Origin of the sequence: Niveibacterium sp., from assembly GCF_041909475.1 — a bacterium.
Classification (GTDB): domain Bacteria; phylum Pseudomonadota; class Gammaproteobacteria; order Burkholderiales; family Rhodocyclaceae; genus Niveibacterium.
Genome location: NZ_JAYRDJ010000001.1, coordinates 223,657 through 241,590 on the forward strand (window position 1 = coordinate 223,657; position 17,934 = coordinate 241,590).

Below are 17,934 nucleotides of genomic sequence, written 5' to 3' on the forward strand. Positions count from 1 at the left end.
TTCGGCGGCCACTCCCACTTCCCGGCGCGGGGCGCAGCGGGCAGGCGGGCCCGCGGCGCCCCTCAACCTTGTCCCGCCTTTCCGTCCTTGTGAGCTGCGTTGTTACGTGCAGCGCGTGGGCGGAAACCCTGCGCGTCGGCCCGGCCGAACGTATCCACACGATCGCTGAGGCCGCCCGCATGGCGCGCGACGGCGACGTCGTCGAGATTGCCTCGGGCGACTACAAAGCCGATGTCGCGGTCTGGACACAGCAAGATCTGACGATTCGCGGTGTTGGTGCAATGCCCAAACTGATTGCCATGGGCGCCGCGGCCGAGAGCAAGGCGATCTTCGTCGTGCGCGGGGATCGCATTCGGATCGAGAACCTTGAGTTCCGTGGCGCCAAGGTGCGTGATCACAACGGCGCCGGCATCCGCCATGAAGCGGGCAAGCTCACCGTGGTCGGCTGCCGCTTCCTTGAGAACGAAAACGGCATCCTGACCGCGAATGACGAGCGCCTGTCGCTTGAGATCGAGCGCAGCGAATTCGGTTACAACGGCTCGGGCGAGGGCCAGAGTCACAATCTGTATGTCGGCGCGATTGCCAGCCTGCAGGTCACCGGCAGCTACTTCCACCATGCCAACGTTGGCCATCTACTGAAGTCGCGCGCGCGCGACACCCGCATCCTTTATAACCGCCTGACGGACGAAATTGGCGGTCGCGCGAGCTATGAACTGGAATTCCCTTCCGGCGGCACCGCGCTTGTGGTGGGTAACCAGATCGAACAATCCAGCACCACCGAGAACAGCAAGATCATCAGCTTTGGCGCCGAAGGCCTGAAGTGGCCGAAGAATGCGCTCTACCTTGCGCACAACACGATCGTGAACGATCGCCCACAAGGTGCGCGGATGCTTGATGCGCTTGCCGGCGTAGCAGTTGTGGCGGTGAACAACATCTTGGTGGGGCAGGGCGCATCGCTCGATCTGCCAGCCGGGGCGGGGCAGGGCAACGTGGTAGGGGACTGGCCGGATTTCGTGCGCCCGCAGCGTGACGACTACCACCTGCGCAAGGATTCAAAACTCTTCGGCGCGGCCGCGAAGGCTGGCGTGGCAGCTGGCGGCGTCGATCTCACGCCGAGCGCCGAGTATGTTCATCCGCTACACACTCGCCCGGTCGCGCCGGCACGTTGGTCGCCCGGTGCATTTCAGACGCCCGGGACTTGAGCGGTACGCTGACGCGGTTCGCGGAGCTTAGTTCGATACCTTGCCTGCGCTTCCGCTGGCCGCAACGGCGGCGGCCCAGCGTTCCGCCTCTTTGAGCGCATCCCCGGTCGACCCTTTTGCGAGGTGCAGGTTGGAGCGTTGGAACGCCTCGTTCACCGTATCCAGCCCCGGCGAGTGGGGCTCCACCTCGATACGGGGCTTACGAGCCTGCCGCGGCGCACGCGTTTTCGGTGCTTCTGCGACTTCTTCCTCCGGAACGGGTTGGTCCGATTCAGCTTACGCGCTCGCGTGCTGCTGGCTCCATGCCAATTTGTTCTCGGATAGCCACGCTTGGTCCATGCGGGTAATCAGTTCTCCGTAGCGCTCGCGAAGCAAGCGGGTTGCAGCGCTGTGTTCGAAGCGCGTTTCTTCCTCAAAGCGGGGCTTCTCCCCAAGCGCCTCAAGCCTTTCCCGCAACGTCGGTTCCATCGCGCCATCGTCGCTCTTGGCCATCAAGGCACGGGCCAGTGAGCGCCGCACCTCCTGCGGCGTTGCCGCCTGAACGGCTAAACGTATGCCAGCATGGGGCAAATAGGTCGGCACCGCTTCAAAGTCAGCGCGTCGGCGATAGCCTGGCCAGAAAAACTCAGACAGCAGATGATCCTGTGTCGCGGCAAGCGATAGCGCCCTTGCAATCGACTCGGCGCCTGATTTCTCGGCCAGCATGCGATCAATCCGGAACACGGCTTGGCGCAAGGGCGGGATCATCGAAGCAAACTTGAGCCGCGCAGCTGCGTGGAAGTTGAAGTTAATCGGGCGGCTGGGGCGAGGCCGCCCCAGGTTACAGACGTCTGCGTAGACGGGGCTGGGGATCAGGCGGCTCGCGGCTGGCGCCGCTCGAACCGCATTTCCCGCAGGGTTTCCACGCGGCCGTCTTCGTGCTGGGTCTCCAGCCGAACGTTGAAGCCCCATAGCCGCGCGACATGGCGCAGCACTTCGTCCATGCCGTCACCGATTGGGCGGCGGTGGTAGGCATGGTGGCGCAGCGTCAACGAACGGTCGCCACGCAGATCGACATTCCAAACCTGGATGCTGGGTTCGCGGCTACCGATGTTGTACTGGTCCGACAACTTCTCGCGGATCGCGCGATAGCCGGCTTCGTCGTGGATCGCCGTGACATGTAGCTTCTGGTTGCGATCGTCGTCGAGCACCGCGAACAGCTTGAAGTCGCGAATCAGCTTCGGCGACAGGAACTGCGCGATGAAGCTCTCGTCCTTGAAGCTGCGCATCGCGAAGTCGAACACCTCGTGCCAGTTGCCGCCGGCGATATCGGGGAACCAGCGGTAGTCTTCTTCGGTGGGGTGCTCGCAGATGCGTCGGATGTCGCTCCACATCGCGAACCCCAGCGCATAAGGGTTGATGCCCGAATACCATTTGGAGTTGTACGGCGGTTGCATCACCACGTTGGTATGCGAGTGCAGGAACTCCATCATGAACGAGTCGCCCAGCAGGCCCTCGTCGTACAGCGTGTTGAGGAGCGTGTAGTGCCAGAAGGTGGCCCACCCCTCGTTCATCACCTGTGTTTGCCGCTGCGGGAAGAAGTACTGCGCGATCTTGCGCACGATGCGGACGACCTCACGCTGCCAGGGTTCGAGCAAAGGCGCATGCTTCTCGAAGAAGTACAGCACGTTCTCTTCCGGCTCGGGAGGAAAGCGCACCGCCTGCACTTCGCTCGGTTTCACGTCATGCGCGGGCAATGTGCGCCACAGATCGTTCACCTGGCTTTGCAGGTATTCCTCACGTTCATGCTGGCGCAGCTGTTCTTTTTCCAGCGAGAGCTTCGGCGGGCGCTTGTAGCGGTCGACGCCGATGTTCATTAGTGCGTGGCAGGAATCTAGCAACAACTCGACCTCTTCCTCACCGTAGCGCTCTTCGCACTGGGTGATGTAGCTGCGTGCAAACACCAGGTAATCGATGATCGCGTCGGCGTTTGTCCAAGTGCGGAACAGGTAGTTGCCCTTGAAGAAGGAGTTGTGGCCATAGGCAGCGTGGGCGATCACCAGTGCCTGCATCGTCATGGTGTTCTCTTCCATGAGATAGGCGATGCAGGGGTTGGAGTTGATGACGATTTCGTAGGCCAGCCCCATCTGGCCGCGCCGGTAGCCCTTCTCGGTGGACAGGAAATGCTTGCCGAAGCTCCAGTGGTGGTAGTTCACCGGCATACCGACCGAGGCGTAGGCGTCCATCATCTGCTCGGAGGTGATGACCTCGATCTGGTTGGGATAGGTATCCAGGCCATGCATTTCGGCGACGCGGGCGATCTCGCGGTGGTAGGTTTCGATCAGCTCGAAAGTCCATTCCGCGGGCGCGGGTAGCGGCTTGTTGCGGCGTTTTTTCATACGCTGCTCTTCTTGAAGAGTTCGCGGAAAACCGGGTAGATGTTCGCGAGCGCTTCGATTCGCTGCATCGCGAAGTTCGGGTGGCTGCCTTGCAGCTTTTCGTACTCTCGCCAAAGATTCTGTGGTTCGCCCGGTGTGATCTCGATGTAAGCGAAGTGCTGCACAAAGGGCAGGATGTTGTCCGCCAGCAATTCGCGGCAGCGCGGCGAGTCGTTCTCCCAGTTGTCGCCGTCGGAGGCCTGCGCGCCGTAGATGTTCCAAAGGTTGGTGGCGTAGCGCTCCTGGATGATGTCCTTCATCAGTTCCAACGCGCTGGACACCACCGTACCGCCGGATTCGCGCGAGTGGAAAAAGTCCTCTTCGTCGACTTCCTTCGCCACCGTGTGATGGCGGATGAACACCACTTCGATCTTCTCGTAGTTCCGCGTCAGGAACAGGTACAGCAGCATGAAGAAGCGCTTGGCCGTTGCCTTCTTCTCTTCATCCATCGAGCCCGAAACGTCCATCACGCAGAACATCACCGCGCGCGTGGAAGGCTTGGGCACGCGGATGCGATTGTTGTAGCGAAGGTCGACCTTGTCGATGAACGGGATGCCCTCGATCTTCGCGCGCAGCGTAGCGATTTCCTCCAGCAGTGCTTCCACCTCTGGGTCAGTGTCGGGAAGGGTCTTGCGTAGCGTGTCGAGCCTGTCGAGCGCTTCGCGCAACTGCGCGGAGTAGGGCGAGCCGAGTGCCAGCCTGCGGCCCAACGCGCCGCGTAGCGAGCGCACGATATTGATATTGGCTGGCGTGCCACTGGATGTGAAACCCGCGCGCTGCAGCTTGTATTCGGGAATCGCCGCGAGCTGCGTCTTCACCAGGTTCGGCAGCGCGAGGTCATCGAAGAACACATCGAGGAACTCTTCGCGCGAGAGCTGGAAGACGAAGTCGTCTTCACCTTCTCCTTCGTTGCTCGCCTTGCCCTTGCCGGAACCGCCGCTGCCGCCAATCGGGCGATCCACCTCGTCTCCGGCGTCGAACTGGTCGTTGCCCGAGAACACCGTTTCCCATTCGCCGCCACGCCCCAAACCGAATTGCGGCTCGGAAATGTCCTTGGTCGGAATCGACACGCTTTCGCCGTTATCGACGTCGCGGATCGAGCGGCCGTCGATCGCGTCGGCTACCGCTTTGCGAATCTGTTGCTTGAAGCGCCGAAAGAAGCGCTGGCGATTGACCGCGCTTTTGTTCTTGCTGTCGAACCGCCTGTCGATGATGCGGACCATCGTGGGCATCCCCGCGCCAGCGCGAGGCTGGCGCAACCGTTCAGAAAGACGCGGCGCTCAGGACGACTTGCGCACGCGCAAGTACCAGTCGCACAGCAGCCGTACCTGGTTCTCGGTGTAACCCTTGGTGATCATGCGATTGACGAAGTCCTGGTGCTTCTTCTGCTCCTCCTGGCTGCCCTTGGGCGTAAAGGAAATGACCGGCAGCAGGTCTTCCGTGTTCGAGAACATCTTCTTCTCGATCACCGCGCGCAGCTTCTCGTACGACGTCCAGCTCGGGTTCTTGCCGTTGTTCTTGGCGCGGGCCCGTAGCACGAAGTTCACGACCTCGTTGCGGAAGTCTTTCGGGTTGCTGATCCCGGCCGGCTTCTCGATCTTCTCCAGTTCGTCGTTGAGCGCGGAGCGGTCGAAGATCTCGCCGGTGTTCGGGTCGCGGTATTCCTGATCCTGGATCCAGAAGTCGGCGTAGATCACGTAGCGATCAAAGATGTTCTGCCCGTACTCCGAATAGCTCTCAAGGTAAGCGGTCTGGATCTCCTTGCCGATGAATTCAGCGTAGCGGGGCGCCAGAAACTCCTTGATGAAGGCGTTGTAGCGCTGCTCGACCTCAGGCGGGAATTGCTCCTGCTCGATCTGCTGTTCGAGCACGTACATCAGGTGCACCGGGTTGGCCGCGACTTCGCGATGGTCGAAGTTGAATACCCGCGACAGCACCTTGAACGCGAACCGGGTCGATAACCCGGCCATGCCCTCATCCACCCCGGCGTAGTCGCGGTATTCCTGATATGACTTGGCCTTCGGGTCGGTGTCCTTGAGGTTTTCACCGTCATAGACACGCATCTTTGAATAGATGCTGGAGTTCTCCGGCTCTTTCAGCCGCGACAGCGCAACGAACTGGGCGAGCATCTTCAGCGTGTCCGGCGCGCAAGGGGCTGCGGACAGCGAGCTGTTCTGCAGCAGCTTCTCGTAAATGCGGATCTCTTCCGATACCCGCAGGCAGTAGGGCACCTTTACGGTGTAGATGCGGTCCAGGAAGGCCTCGTTGTTGCGGTTATTCCGGAACTGGATCCATTCGGATTCGTTCGAGTGCGCGAGGATGATGCCGTCAAACGGAATCGCCCCGAATCCCTCCGTCCCCTTGTAATTGCCTTCTTGTGTGGCTGTCAGCAAGGGGTGCAGCACCTTGATCGGCGCCTTGAACATCTCGACGAATTCGAGCAGGCCGCGGTTTGCAAGGCACAGGCCACCCGAGTACGAGTAGGCGTCCGGGTCGCTTTGCGAATAGCGGTCGAGCATGCGGATATCGACCTTGCCGACGAGCGACGAGATGTCCTGGTTGTTCTCGTCGCCCGGTTCGGTCTTTGCCACCGCCGTCTGATGCAGTGCCGACGGACGCAGTTTGACGACGCGGAATTTAGTGATGTCGCCGTTGAACTCATGCAGGCGCTTGACCGCCCACGGCGACATGATCGTGTTGAGGTAGCGCGCAGGGATGCCGTAATCGTCCTGCAGGATCCGCCCGTCCTCCTTCAGATCGAACAGCCCGAGCGGCGATTCATGCACCGGCGAACCCTTGATCGCGTAGAACGGCATCTGTTCGATCAGGCTCTTCAGGCGCTCGGCCAGCGAGGACTTTCCGCCGCCGACCGGCCCCAGCAGATAGAGGATCTGCTTCTTTTCTTCCAGGCCCTGCGCCGCGTGGCGGAAGTACGAGACGATGTTCTCGATCGCCTCCTCCATGCCGTAGAACTCGCGGAAGGCGGGATAGATCTTGATGACCTTGTTCGAGAAGATCCGCGACATGCGTGGGTCAAGGCGCGTGTCGAGCATCTCGGGCTCGCCAATCGCCATCAGCATGCGTTCGGCTGCGGTGGCGTAAGCGAGCGGATCTGATCGGCAAAGTTCGAGGTACTCCTGGATTGAGAGCTCCTCTTCCTTCGTGGCGTCGAATCGGGCCTGGTAGCTTGCGAAGATACTCATGACCGAACCTCCTCCTCATGCCGTCCGATGGGCTCGGACTGGCGCCGCACATGACTTGCAATAACGGTTGTACTGCCGGAAAAGTTGAGATGCCCGATGCACACTCCAGTGCGAGGACAGGCGTTCATTGAGTCTGGTTCCCCACACGATAATCCGCCAGGCAGATTTTTGACGCCGCTGTTGTGGCGATCACGACGCGGCGCACGCCAGTTTTTGTCGGAAAGCGTCTCGAATGCCCACGTTTACTATCCAAAACAACGTTTTGAGCGCGCTTTTGGGCTTCGCAGGGAACCTTCCGGTCGTGCCGGTATGCTGTGGTAGCATTAAAGGTTTCGAGAACCACCGAAAATTACCGGTGGGCTCCCTGTCGTCCTGTGTCTCGCCTTGCCGGCGACGCCACGGAGAGGTGGCGGGGCGCCCTTCTGTCGTCATCCAAGGAATCAACTGAATGCAGACCAACGAAGTGACGCTTGGCGCACTCGAGCGCCGCATCGACATGTCCGTGACTGTCGCTGACGTCGAACGCGAAGTCGAAGCGCGCCTGAAGAAGCTCTCCCGCACCGTCAAGATGCCGGGTTTCCGTCCCGGCAAGGTGCCGTTCAAGATCGTCTCGCAGACGTATGGTCCGCAGGCGCGCTCCGAGGCGATCGGCGCCGCGGTGGAAAAGGCCTTTGGCGAAAAGGTGCGCGAGCAGAACCTGCGTGTCGCAGGCTATCCGCGCATCGAAGCGAAGCCGGGCAATGCGGCCGAAGTGCTTGAGTTCTCGGCGACCTTCGAGGTGTATCCGGAAATCGCGCTGGCCGACATCAGCGGCAAGTCGATCGAGCGCCCGGTACTGACCGTTGGCGAAGCAGAAGTCGATCGCACGATCGAAATCCTGCGCAAGCAGCGCACCACGTTTGAAGCCGCTGAGCGCGCTGCCGAAGACGGTGATCGCGTGACCGTTGATTTCGTCGGCAAGAAGGATGGCGAGCCGTTCCAGGGCGGTACCGCCGAAGATTTCCCGTTCGTGATCGGCGCCGGGAACATGCTGGCCGATTTCGAGTCGCAGGTTAAGGGCCTCAAGGCTGGCGACAACAAAACCTTCGACCTGACCTTCCCGGCCGACTACCAGGCGCAGGATCTGGCTGGCAAGACGGTGCAGTTCGAAGTCACGGTCAAGAAGGTTGAAGCGCCGAAGTTGCCGGAAGTTGACGGCGAATTCGCCAAAACGCTGGGCGTTGCCGATGGCGACGTGGCCAAGATGCGCGAAGAAGTGAAGGCCAATCTCGAGCGTGAAGTACGCCGTCGCATCCAGGCCCGCGTCAAGGAGCAGGCGATGAACCTGCTGCTGGAAGCGAATCCGGTCGATGTGCCGAAGGCGTTGGTTGAAACCGAGAGCGCGCAGTTGGCTGACAACGCACGTCAGGATTTCGCTCAGCGCGGCATGGATGTCTCCAAAATGCCGATTGAGCCGGCCTGGTTTGCTGACCAAGCAGTGCGCCGCGTGAAGCTGGGCCTTGTGCTCGCGGAAGTGGTGAAGAAGAATGAACTCCACGCCAAGCCGGAACAGATCCGTGCGATGGTCGACGACTACGCGTCGAGCTTCGAGGATCCGGCCGAAGTCGTGAAGTGGTACTACTCGCAACCGCAGCGCCTGGCGCAAGCGGAAGCAATCGTGATTGAAGACAACGTGGTCGAGTGGGTGCTCAAGACGGCGCAGGCGACGGATACTCCAGTCGCTTTCGACGAACTGATGGGCAACAACACCGGCCGCTAAGCGGAAGGGCTATATGAACCGTAACCGAACCAGCGCTTCGTGGCAGTCGGACTGGGAACCTCAGGGTCTTGGTCTGGTGCCGATGGTGGTAGAGCAGAGCGGTCGTGGCGAGCGCGCCTACGACATCTACTCGCGCCTGCTCAAGGAGCGCATCGTTTTCCTCGTCGGGCCGGTCAATGACGCGACCGCCAATCTGGTGGTCGCCCAGTTGCTGTTCCTTGAGGCAGACAATCCGGACAAGGATATCTACTTCTACATCAACTCCCCCGGGGGTTCGGTTACTGCCGGCATGGCGATCTTCGACACCATGCAGTTCATCAAACCCGACGTCAGCACGCTGTGCGTCGGGCAGGCGGCCAGCATGGGCGCGTTCCTGCTGGCCGCTGGCGCGAAGGGCAAGCGGATCTCGCTGCCCAACTCGCGCATCATGATTCACCAGCCTTTGGGTGGTTTCCAGGGGCAGGCGTCCGATATCGAGATCCATGCGCGCGAGATCCTGTCGCTGCGCGCAAAACTCAACGACATTCTTGCCCGCAACACCGGGCAGACGGTCGAACAGATCGAACGGGATACCGATCGCGACAACTTCATGTCGGCCGAAGACGCTGTGGCGTATGGTCTGGTCGACAAGGTGCTGTCCAGCCGGGTCCAGGTCGGCGAGTAACTGAAGACGTAATTTAGCGAGACGCGAGCATGGCTGAAAAAAAGACCGGCGGTGAAAAGCTGCTGTATTGCTCGTTCTGCGGCAAGAGCCAGCACGAGGTCCGCAAACTGATTGCGGGCCCGTCGGTGTTCATCTGCGACGAGTGTATCGAGCTGTGCAACGACATCATTCGTGATGAAGTCGGCGGCGATGCCACGGCCAAGGCCGATCGTGCGGATTTGCCGACCCCGAAGGAAATTGGCGCGATCCTCGATCAGTACGTGATCGGGCAAGATCCGGCCAAGCGGATTCTCTCGGTTGCCGTTTACAACCACTACAAGCGTTTGCGCCACCAGTCGCGCAGCGATGACGTGGAAATTTCGAAGAGCAACATCCTGCTGATCGGGCCCACAGGCTCCGGCAAGACCTTGCTCGCGCAAACGCTGGCTCGACTGCTGAACGTACCGTTCGTGATGGCCGATGCAACCACGCTGACTGAAGCGGGCTACGTTGGCGAAGACGTCGAGAACATCATCCAGAAGCTGCTGCAGAAGTGCGACTACGACGTCGAGAAGGCGCAGCAGGGCATCGTCTATATCGACGAGATCGACAAGATCTCCCGCAAGGCAGACAACCCTTCGATCACGCGCGATGTATCGGGCGAAGGCGTGCAGCAGGCGTTGCTGAAGCTGATCGAAGGCACGGTCGCGGCCGTGCCCCCGCAGGGCGGTCGTAAGCATCCGAACCAGGATTTCGTTCAGGTGGATACCACGAACATCCTGTTCATTTGCGGTGGTGCATTCGACGGGCTGGAGAAGGTCATCCGCAATCGTTCGGAGACAGTCGGCATTGGCTTCGGTGCTTCGGTCAAGAGTCGTGACTCGCGTAATGTCGGCGAGGCGCTGCGCGCGGTTGAGCCCGAAGACTTGATCAAGTACGGCCTGATCCCCGAATTCATCGGCCGCTTGCCGGTCGTTGCGACCCTGCAGGAACTCGACGAAACAGCACTGATTCAGATTCTGGTCGAGCCGAAGAATGCGCTCGTCAAGCAGTACCAGAAGCTGTTCTCGATGGAGGGCGTGGAGTTGGAAGTGCGCCCGACCGCGCTGCAGGCAATTGCCCGCAAGGCACTCAAACGCAAAACCGGTGCGCGCGGGCTTCGCTCGATCATCGAAGCGACGCTGCTCGACATCATGTATGAGCTGCCTGGTATGGAAAACGTGTCCAAGGTCGTCGTCGACGACAGCACGATCGAAGGTACCGGCCAGCCGATTCTCATCTACGCTGACCAGCCGAAGGTTTCCGGCTCCAACTGATCCGGCCCTCAACAGGTCGGCTTGAAACGCGCACCGGGGATCCCCATATCCCCGGTACTCGCCAAGAAGGAAACGGACATGTCAAGCTTGCCTGACCTCCCCCAGGAACAGATCGAACTCCCACTGCTGCCGCTGCGGGATGTCGTCGTGTTCCCCCACATGGTTATTCCGTTGTTCGTCGGGCGCCCGAAATCCATCAAGGCGCTCGAAAATGCAATGGAGGCCGGCAAGAGCATTTTGCTTGTTGCCCAGAAGTCTGCAGCCAAAGATGAGCCGAGCGCCGAGGATCTCTACGAGATCGGCTGTATCGCCAACATTCTTCAGATGCTCAAGCTCCCCGACGGCACCGTCAAAGTGCTGGTTGAGGGGACGCAGCGTGCGCAGCTGAACGCGGTCGAAGACCAGCGTACGGTATTCGTTGCGCAGGTCGTTCCGCTCAAGGGTGACGAGGTTCAGAACCACGAAGTCGAAGCAATGCGTCGGGCAATCCTGGCGCAGTTCGATCAGTACGTAAAACTGAACAAGAAGATCCCGCCGGAGATCCTGACTTCGCTGTCGGGCATCGACGAGCCGGGTCGCCTTGCGGACACCATTGCGGCACATCTGCCGCTCAAGCTTGAGCAGAAGCAGAGCATCCTCGAACTCGTCAGTGTCATCGAGCGGATGGAGCGTCTGCTGTCACAGCTCGAGACTGAACTCGACATCCTGCAGGTTGAAAAGCGCATCCGTGGCCGCGTGAAACGGCAGATGGAGAAGAGTCAGCGCGAGTACTACCTGAACGAGCAGGTCAAGGCGATTCAGAAGGAGCTTGGCGAAGGCGAAGAGGGCGCCGACCTCGAAGACCTTGAGAAGAAAATCAAGGCTTCCGGCATGAGCAAGGAGGCGACTGCAAAGGCTCAATCCGAACTCAAAAAGCTCAAGATGATGTCGCCAATGTCGGCCGAAGCGACGGTCGTTCGCAACTTCATTGAAACGCTGGTCGGGTTGCCGTGGAAGAAAAAATCACGGATCAGCAAGGATCTCGCCGAGGCGCAGAAGATCCTCGACAAGGATCACCATGGCCTTGAGAAGGTGAAGGAGCGGATCCTTGAGTACCTTGCCGTGCAGCAGCGCGTGGACAAACTGAAGGCGCCGATTCTTTGCCTCGTCGGACCTCCGGGTGTCGGCAAGACCTCGCTCGGTCAGTCGATCGCGAAGGCAACGAATCGCAAGTTTGTTCGCATGAGTCTCGGCGGTGTCCGCGACGAGGCGGAGATTCGTGGCCACCGCCGTACGTACATCGGGTCGATGCCCGGCAAGATCCTGCAGAACATGACCAAGGTTGCAGTGCGCAACCCGCTGTTCCTGTTGGACGAAGTCGACAAGATGGGAGCCGATTTCCGCGGCGATCCGAGTTCGGCCTTGCTGGAGGTGCTCGATCCGGAGCAGAACAGCACGTTTGTCGATCATTACGTTGAAGTCGAATACGACCTTTCGGACGTGATGTTCGTCGCGACGGCCAATAGCCTGAACATTCCTGCGCCCTTGTTGGATCGCATGGAGATCATCCGTCTGTCGGGTTATACCGAGGATGAGAAGGTCAGCATTGCGCAGCGCTATCTGCTTCCGAAGCAGATGAAGAACAACGGCATCAAGCGCGAAGAACTTTCGGTTACCGAAGATGCGATCCGCGACATCGTTCGTTTCTATACACGTGAAGCCGGCGTTCGCAGCCTCGAGCGCGAAATTTCGAAGATCTGCCGCAAGGTGGTGAAGTCCATCGTCCTGCGAGCACGCAGCAGTAAGGTCGTCGTCAACGCAAAAACGCTCGACAAATATCTGGGTGTCCGGCGCTACACGTTTGGTGTTGCGGAGAAGGAAAACCAGGTGGGTCAGGTCACGGGGCTGGCCTGGACGGAAGTCGGTGGTGAGTTGCTGACGATCGAATCGGTCGTCTTGCCTGGCAAAGGCAAGGTGTTGACGACCGGCAAGCTCGGCGAAGTGATGCAGGAGTCGATTCAGGCTGCGCTCTCTGTTGTTCGCAAGCGAGCCAAGCAACTTGGCATCGCCGACGACTTCTATCAGAAGAGCGATATCCACATTCACTTGCCTGAGGGCGCGACGCCTAAGGATGGCCCGTCTGCCGGTATAGCAATTGCGACGGCGCTGGTATCGGTGCTGACGGGCATTCCTGTCCGGGCTGATGTGGCGATGACGGGCGAAATCACCCTGCGGGGCGAGGTGCTGGCGATTGGTGGCCTGAAAGAGAAGCTCTTCGCAGCAGTCCGTGGTGGTATCCGTACTGCCTTGATTCCGGAAGAGAACGTCAAGGATCTGCAGGACCTGCCGCCCGAGATTCGGGATCGCCTTGAAATTGTCCCCGTCAAGTGGATCGACAAGGTGCTCGAACTCGCACTCGAGCGGAAGCCCGAGCCGCTGTCTGACGTTGCCGCAGAGGAAACGGCTGCGCCACCTCAGACGGATGGCGAGCCGACTTCGGTGTTGGTGAAGCACTGATCAAGGCAATCATCGAGCAAGGGCCGGGCACTTTTTAAGTGCCCGGCCCTTTGTTTTTAAGGCTTCTGACGGGGCTCAGTTGCGCCGCAAAGCGGCTTGACACCGCGCTTTGCGCTCGTTTATAAAGCCCTGACAGGCTTGTGGATGCGTGGGGTGCTGAAACCCGCGCCAGCATTGGCTTGCAGGACTCCATTTCCCACTACCGAAGAATTGAGGGGGCTTTTGTGAACAAATCCGAGTTGATCGAGGTCATCGCAAAGCAGGCCGAAATTTCCAAGGCAGCAGCAGGGCGCGCGCTGGATGCGACGATCGCTGCCGTCAAGCAGTCGCTCAAGAAGGGCAACGACGTGACGCTGGTCGGTTTTGGTACGTTCTCTGTCGGCAAGCGCGCCGCTCGCACCGGGCGCAATCCGAGAACTGGCGCGACGATCAAGATCAAGGCGGCGAAGGTTCCGAAGTTCCGCCCTGGCAAAGCGCTCAAGGATGCGGTAAACTAATGTGCTTTACTGATTGCCGCGGATTCACGGCGGCGCTCAGCAGAGCGGGTGCTTAGCTCAGTTGGTAGAGCGTCGCCCTTACAAGGCGAATGTCGGCGGTTCGAGCCCGTCAGCACCCACCAGCCCTCAGGCTGGACAATCAGGCGCGGAGTGGTAGTTCAGTCGGTTAGAATACCGGCCTGTCACGCCGGGGGTCGCGGGTTCGAGTCCCGTCCACTCCGCCACAACGAGGCGAACGTGAGTTCGCCTTTTTTGTATCTACAACTTTTCTTGGTCCCCCGATCGCAGCATGTTCGACGCAGTCCGCAACAATAAGCGTATTGTCCAGGTGCTCCTGGCGCTCATCGCGATTACTTTCGCGTTTTTCGGCATCGAGTCCTATCTGCAGAATATCGGGCGCGATGATTTTGTAGCCAAGGTAGGTCGCAGCAAGGTGACCCAGCAGGAACTCGATCAAGCGCTTCGCGAAGAGCAGGATCGCCTCCGCGGCCAGATGGGCGAAGCTTTTGATCCGGCGATGCTGCAGCGCCCTGAGCTGAAGCGGTCGGTGGTCGAAGGGCTCGTCAATCAGCGCTTGCTTCACCTTCAGCTGGACGCCAACTCGATGCGTGCGGCGCCTGACGCGCTACGTCAAACCATTGCTGGTATTCCTGCTTTCCAGGAGAACGGTAAGTTTTCACCGAAGCGCTACGAGCAGATGTTGGCTGCGCGTGGTTACTCGGTTGAGCGCTTCGAATCCGGTCTCGCACAGGATCTGGCGCAGCAGCAGTTGATCGGCGGCCTCGCCCGCTCGGCGATCGTGCCTTCTGCAACGATTGATCGTTGGCTCGAGCTTCAGGACGAAAGCCGCGAAGTTGCGATGTGGGCGCTCTCGGCAGCGACCTATGTTCCGCAGGTCAAGCTTGCGGACGGTGCGGCCAAGAAGGAATACGAAGCCAACCGCTCGCGTTTCGAAACACCTGAGCAGATCAAGGTTGAATACGTGCTGCTGTCGCAGGACGAGTTGGCCGCACAGTCGACCGTCACGGACGACGAAATCCGCAAGCAATACGACGCCAACAAGGATCGCTACTCGGCGCCAGAAGAGCGTCGTGCGCGTCATATTCTGATCGAGGCTGCGAAAGACGCCGGATCATCCAAGCGTGCTGCAGCTAAGGAGAAGGCCGAAGCTCTGTTGAAGCAGCTTCAGCAGAAGCCGGATAGTTTTGCTGCATTGGCGAAGGCGAACTCGCAGGATCCGGGCTCGGCCGCCAACGGTGGTGACCTTGGGTTCTTCGGCCGCGGCGCGATGGTCAAACCTTTTGAGGATGCCGCGTATTCGCTCAAACCGGGTCAGTTGAGCGGCGTTGTCGAAACCGACTATGGCTATCACATCATCCGCCTGGAAGAAGTGCGCGGTGGCGGCACCAAGTCTTTCGACCAGGCCAAGGCTGAGATTGCTCAGGAGCTGAAGCGTACGGCGGCAGCTAAACGCTACGCCGAAATTGCCGACAGCTTTGGCAATACGGTCTATGAGCAGCCGGATAGCCTGAAGCCGGCGGCTGACAAGTACAAGCTTGCGCTGCGCCAGAGTGACTGGATCATCAAGGGCAGCAAGGGAGCGGTACCGTTTGACAACGAGAAAGTCATGACTGCGCTGTTTGCGGCCGACGCATTGAAGAACCGCCGCAATACTGAGGCGATCGATCTCGGCAATAACACCCTGGTTTCGCTTCGGGTGACTGAGCATAAGCCTGCGGCGGTGCGCCCGTTCGACGAGGTGCGCGCGGCGATCGAGCAGAAGCTCACGACGGAAGAGGCGATCAAACTTGCAGCCAAAGATGGCGAGGCGCAGATCGCCAAGCTGAGCAAAGGCGAGACGGTCGATGCCAAGTGGGGACCGAGCGGTGCTGTTTCCCGTGGTAAGCCGGGCCCGTTGCCGCTTGAAGCTTTGAAGGCAGTTTTCCGCGCTCCGGTGGACAAGCTTCCGGCATACGTCGGCGTAGCGGTGCCGAACCAAGGGTACGCAGTGTTCCGTATCAGCCAGGTGACGAAGCCACAGCTTGCTGCCAATGATCCGCGTCGTGCCGCCCTCGCAGGCCAATATGGTCGCCTGCTTGCTGAGGAAGATCTGCGCGCCTATGTGCAGGCGCTCAAGGATCGCTACTCTGTGAAGTTCAGTGCGAAGGCTTTTGACGCAAAAGAGTAATGGCGTCGGTCAGCCATCAAATAGAAACGGGCCCTTCGGGGCCCGTTTCTATTTCACTTGTTGCTGCCAGTGCTACAGCAGCGACATGGCGCCTAGTCCGCGGCGGCCAGGGCGGTGGTGTTGAAGCCGCCATCGACGTACATGATCTCGCCGGTGATCCCGGAGGCAAGGTCAGAACAAAGGAACGCAGCGGCGTTGCCGACCTCTTCGATCGTTACGTTGCGGCGGAGCGGGGCGTTTCGTTCGTTGAACGCCAGAAGCTTGCCAAAACTGCCGATGCCGGACGCCGCCAGTGTCTTGATCGGACCGGCAGAGATCGCGTTGACGCGCGTCCCCTCAGGACCAACGCACGTCGCCATGTAGCGTACCGATGCCTCAAGGCTCGCTTTGGCGAGGCCCATGACGTTGTAGTTCGGCAGCGAACGGACCGCACCTAGATACGACATCGTCAACATACAGCCGTTACGCCCTTTCATCAGCGGGCGGGCTGCTTTCGCGAGCGCTGGGAAGCTGTAGGCGGATACTTCCTGAGCAGTGCGGAACGCGTCGCGCGAAAAGCCGTCAAGGAAGTCGCCCTCGAGCGCCTCGCTCGGAGCGAAGGCGATTGAATGCACGAGACTGTCGAGGCCGTCCCACCGCTGAGCGATTGCTTCGAACAGGCTCGTGATCTGCGCGTCGTCGGCGACGTCGCATGGGAAGATCATGTCGGAATCGAATTCCGCCGCGAACTTGCTGATCCGCTCGTGGAAACGGTCGTTCTGGTAGGTGAAGGCAAGTTGTGCGCCCTCACGATGCATGGCCTTGGCAATGCCGTAAGCAATCGACCGATTGCTGAGCAGGCCGCAAATGAGGATGCGCTTGCCGGCGAGAAAACCCATATACAGTCTCCTTGTTGCAGACCCGGGATTATATCGGAGGTCTGTGCTTAACCCTTAACCCTGTCACGGCCGCAATGAAGGGCGGTTGATGCAGGTATATGAATTGCTGGAAGCCTTGGTGAAAGCTCTTTCGAACGAAGCAATTGCGCTTCGGCACGATCTTCTTGAGTCGGTGTTGCTGGCATCTCAGCCCTTTTGGCGCGAAATGCCGTTCCGCGTTGAGCGCCCGCAATGGGTGAATGACTATCCGGATTTGGACGACGCGCTGCAACGTATGCCTGCGGAGAGGCTTGGCGCGTTGCTCGATGATAACCGGGCCCTGGTCGAGTGGTTGGGGGATCGCGTGGCGGTTCCCGGCTACGGCGCTGATTTGCTCGACGTGCCGGCTCTTCCGCGAGAGACCGTGGGGTCGTCACTGCGTTCCGCGTGGGGCGTGCCAGGCAGGAAGCGGGCGCAGATCGAAGCCTTTGCCGCGGCGACCGCGAGTCTGAAAGACCCCGTCCTCGAGTGGTGCGCCGGCAAGGGGCATCTGGGGCGCTTGTTCAGCTTGACGCACGGTGTGTCGGTGACATCGCTGGAGATTGACGCAGAGCTATGTCGTGCAGGTGAAGCGCTTGCGTCCCGCGCTGGCGCGAGCACGCAAGCGTTTGTCGTGGCCGATGCCTTCTCCCGCGATGCTGCGAAACTGGTGTCCGGGCGTCACGTGATGGCCTTGCATGCCTGCGGTGATCTGCATCGCGACCTAGTCGTCGCTGCGACGACGCAAGGCTCTGCGGGACTCGCTGTTTCGCCCTGCTGTTATTACCGCCTACGTGAGGCGCGATACCAACCCTTTTGCACATCCTCACGTTTGGAGTTGTCGCGCGATGACTTGCACCTTGCGGTCACAGAAACCGTGACAGCACCGGGGCGAGGTGTGCGAGAACGCGACCGTGCAGCCCAATGGAAGCTCGCGTTTGTGGCGTGGCGTGAGACGCAGACGGCGGCGGGCTATCAGACTTTCAAGCCAGTGCCTTCAGCCTGGCTGTCGCAGCCGTTCGCTGAATTCATTTCGCGGCTCTGCGAACGAGAAGGTTTCGCGAGTCCTCCGTCTCGAGCCTTGGCGGATTTGCTACAACAAGGCGAGCGTCGATTTGAACTGATGATGCGGCGCTCGGTGGTGCGGCTTGCGTTCCGTCGTCTGCTTGAACTTTGGTTGGTGTGCGATCTCGCGGAGCCGCTGATTTCGCACGGTTTTGACGTGTCGCTTGGTGTGTTCTGCGACCGCAAGCTGACGCCGCGCAATCTGATGTTGAGGGCGACGGCGCCCGCATGAGTTGGCGGGGTAACTGATGG

Annotated in this window: 13 protein-coding genes and 2 tRNA genes; 10 read left to right on the plus strand and 5 right to left on the minus strand. The window is 60.1% G+C overall.

Annotated elements, in window-relative coordinates; translation table 11 throughout:
* The first annotated feature begins 68 nt into the window (after positions 1–68).
* Positions 69–1,202 carry a hypothetical protein gene (locus tag ACE3P0_RS01015; RefSeq protein ID WP_374398949.1) on the plus strand — a complete coding sequence of 378 codons (1,134 nt, stop codon included), beginning with the start codon at positions 69–71 and terminating at the stop codon, positions 1,200–1,202.
* A gap of 276 nt (positions 1,203–1,478) precedes the next feature.
* Here the strand turns inward: ACE3P0_RS01015 and ACE3P0_RS01020 are convergent, their stop codons facing one another.
* The 4 genes from ACE3P0_RS01020 to ACE3P0_RS01035 form a co-directional block, all read right to left on the minus strand.
* Positions 1,479–1,907, minus strand: a complete 429-nt coding sequence (locus tag ACE3P0_RS01020; protein ID WP_374398951.1) for a hypothetical protein — start codon at positions 1,905–1,907, stop codon at positions 1,479–1,481.
* A gap of 146 nt (positions 1,908–2,053) precedes the next feature.
* The gene (locus ACE3P0_RS01025; protein ID WP_374398952.1) at positions 2,054–3,580 is read right to left on the minus strand and encodes a SpoVR family protein; all 1,527 of its coding nucleotides are present in this window, start codon (positions 3,578–3,580) and stop codon (positions 2,054–2,056) included.
* Entirely contained in the window at positions 3,577–4,842 is a 1,266-nt protein-coding gene (locus ACE3P0_RS01030) for a YeaH/YhbH family protein (RefSeq protein WP_374399360.1), read from the minus strand. The genes ACE3P0_RS01025 and ACE3P0_RS01030 overlap by 4 nt, the downstream gene beginning before the upstream one ends.
* 57 nt (positions 4,843–4,899) lie before the next feature.
* On the minus strand, positions 4,900–6,822 hold the full coding sequence (locus ACE3P0_RS01035; RefSeq protein WP_374398954.1) for a PrkA family serine protein kinase: 1,923 nt from the start codon (positions 6,820–6,822) through the stop codon (positions 4,900–4,902).
* 448 nt (positions 6,823–7,270) lie between these two features.
* Between ACE3P0_RS01035 and tig the strand changes: the two genes are divergently transcribed.
* From tig to ACE3P0_RS01075, 8 genes are all read left to right on the plus strand, one after another.
* Entirely contained in the window at positions 7,271–8,581 is a 1,311-nt protein-coding gene (gene tig, locus ACE3P0_RS01040; protein ID WP_374398956.1) for a trigger factor, read from the plus strand.
* A 13-nt stretch (positions 8,582–8,594) separates the two neighbouring features.
* A complete protein-coding gene (gene clpP, locus ACE3P0_RS01045; protein ID WP_374398958.1) occupies positions 8,595–9,245 on the plus strand; it encodes an ATP-dependent Clp endopeptidase proteolytic subunit ClpP in 651 nt (216 codons plus the stop codon).
* A 29-nt stretch (positions 9,246–9,274) separates the two neighbouring features.
* The gene (gene clpX / locus ACE3P0_RS01050) at positions 9,275–10,540 is read left to right on the plus strand and encodes an ATP-dependent Clp protease ATP-binding subunit ClpX (protein ID WP_374398960.1); all 1,266 of its coding nucleotides are present in this window, start codon (positions 9,275–9,277) and stop codon (positions 10,538–10,540) included.
* A gap of 78 nt (positions 10,541–10,618) precedes the next feature.
* Positions 10,619–13,036: an endopeptidase La gene (gene lon, locus ACE3P0_RS01055; RefSeq protein WP_374398962.1), complete on the plus strand. Its 2,418-nt coding sequence runs from the start codon at positions 10,619–10,621 to the stop codon at positions 13,034–13,036.
* Between the two features lie 224 nt (positions 13,037–13,260).
* A complete protein-coding gene (locus ACE3P0_RS01060) occupies positions 13,261–13,533 on the plus strand; it encodes an HU family DNA-binding protein (protein ID WP_172200722.1) in 273 nt (90 codons plus the stop codon).
* A 46-nt stretch (positions 13,534–13,579) separates the two neighbouring features.
* Positions 13,580–13,655 (plus strand) — tRNA-Val (locus tag ACE3P0_RS01065).
* 25 nt (positions 13,656–13,680) lie between these two features.
* Positions 13,681–13,757, plus strand: a tRNA-Asp gene (locus ACE3P0_RS01070).
* Between the two features lie 65 nt (positions 13,758–13,822).
* Positions 13,823–15,721 carry a SurA N-terminal domain-containing protein gene (locus ACE3P0_RS01075; RefSeq protein ID WP_374398965.1) on the plus strand — a complete coding sequence of 633 codons (1,899 nt, stop codon included), beginning with the start codon at positions 13,823–13,825 and terminating at the stop codon, positions 15,719–15,721.
* A 92-nt stretch (positions 15,722–15,813) separates the two neighbouring features.
* On the opposite strand, the gene fabI is transcribed toward ACE3P0_RS01075, so the two are convergent.
* Positions 15,814–16,599, minus strand: a complete 786-nt coding sequence (gene fabI / locus ACE3P0_RS01080) for an enoyl-ACP reductase FabI (RefSeq protein WP_374398967.1) — start codon at positions 16,597–16,599, stop codon at positions 15,814–15,816.
* Positions 16,600–16,687: 88 nt separating this feature from the next.
* Between fabI and ACE3P0_RS01085 the strand changes: the two genes are divergently transcribed.
* Complete coding sequence (locus tag ACE3P0_RS01085) at positions 16,688–17,914, plus strand: methyltransferase (RefSeq protein ID WP_374398968.1); 1,227 nt, start codon at positions 16,688–16,690, stop codon at positions 17,912–17,914.
* The last annotated feature ends 20 nt before the right edge of the window (positions 17,915–17,934 follow it).

Excerpts from the sequence above, each read along its gene's own strand:
- ACE3P0_RS01020 (WP_374398951.1), bottom strand. The coding sequence starts at position 1,907 with ATGCTGGCCGAGAAATCAGGCGCCGAGTCGATTGCAAGGGCGCTATCG.
- ACE3P0_RS01025 (WP_374398952.1), bottom strand. The coding sequence starts at position 3,580 with ATGAAAAAACGCCGCAACAAGCCGCTACCCGCGCCCGCGGAATGGACT.
- ACE3P0_RS01030 (WP_374399360.1), bottom strand. The coding sequence starts at position 4,842 with ATGGTCCGCATCATCGACAGGCGGTTCGACAGCAAGAACAAAAGCGCG.
- ACE3P0_RS01035 (WP_374398954.1), bottom strand. The coding sequence starts at position 6,822 with ATGAGTATCTTCGCAAGCTACCAGGCCCGATTCGACGCCACGAAGGAA.
- tig (WP_374398956.1), top strand. The coding sequence starts at position 7,271 with ATGCAGACCAACGAAGTGACGCTTGGCGCACTCGAGCGCCGCATCGAC.
- clpP (WP_374398958.1), top strand. The coding sequence starts at position 8,595 with ATGAACCGTAACCGAACCAGCGCTTCGTGGCAGTCGGACTGGGAACCT.
- clpX (WP_374398960.1), top strand. The coding sequence starts at position 9,275 with ATGGCTGAAAAAAAGACCGGCGGTGAAAAGCTGCTGTATTGCTCGTTC.
- lon (WP_374398962.1), top strand. The coding sequence starts at position 10,619 with ATGTCAAGCTTGCCTGACCTCCCCCAGGAACAGATCGAACTCCCACTG.
- ACE3P0_RS01075 (WP_374398965.1), top strand. The coding sequence starts at position 13,823 with ATGTTCGACGCAGTCCGCAACAATAAGCGTATTGTCCAGGTGCTCCTG.
- fabI (WP_374398967.1), bottom strand. The coding sequence starts at position 16,599 with ATGGGTTTTCTCGCCGGCAAGCGCATCCTCATTTGCGGCCTGCTCAGC.
- ACE3P0_RS01085 (WP_374398968.1), top strand. The coding sequence starts at position 16,688 with ATGCAGGTATATGAATTGCTGGAAGCCTTGGTGAAAGCTCTTTCGAAC.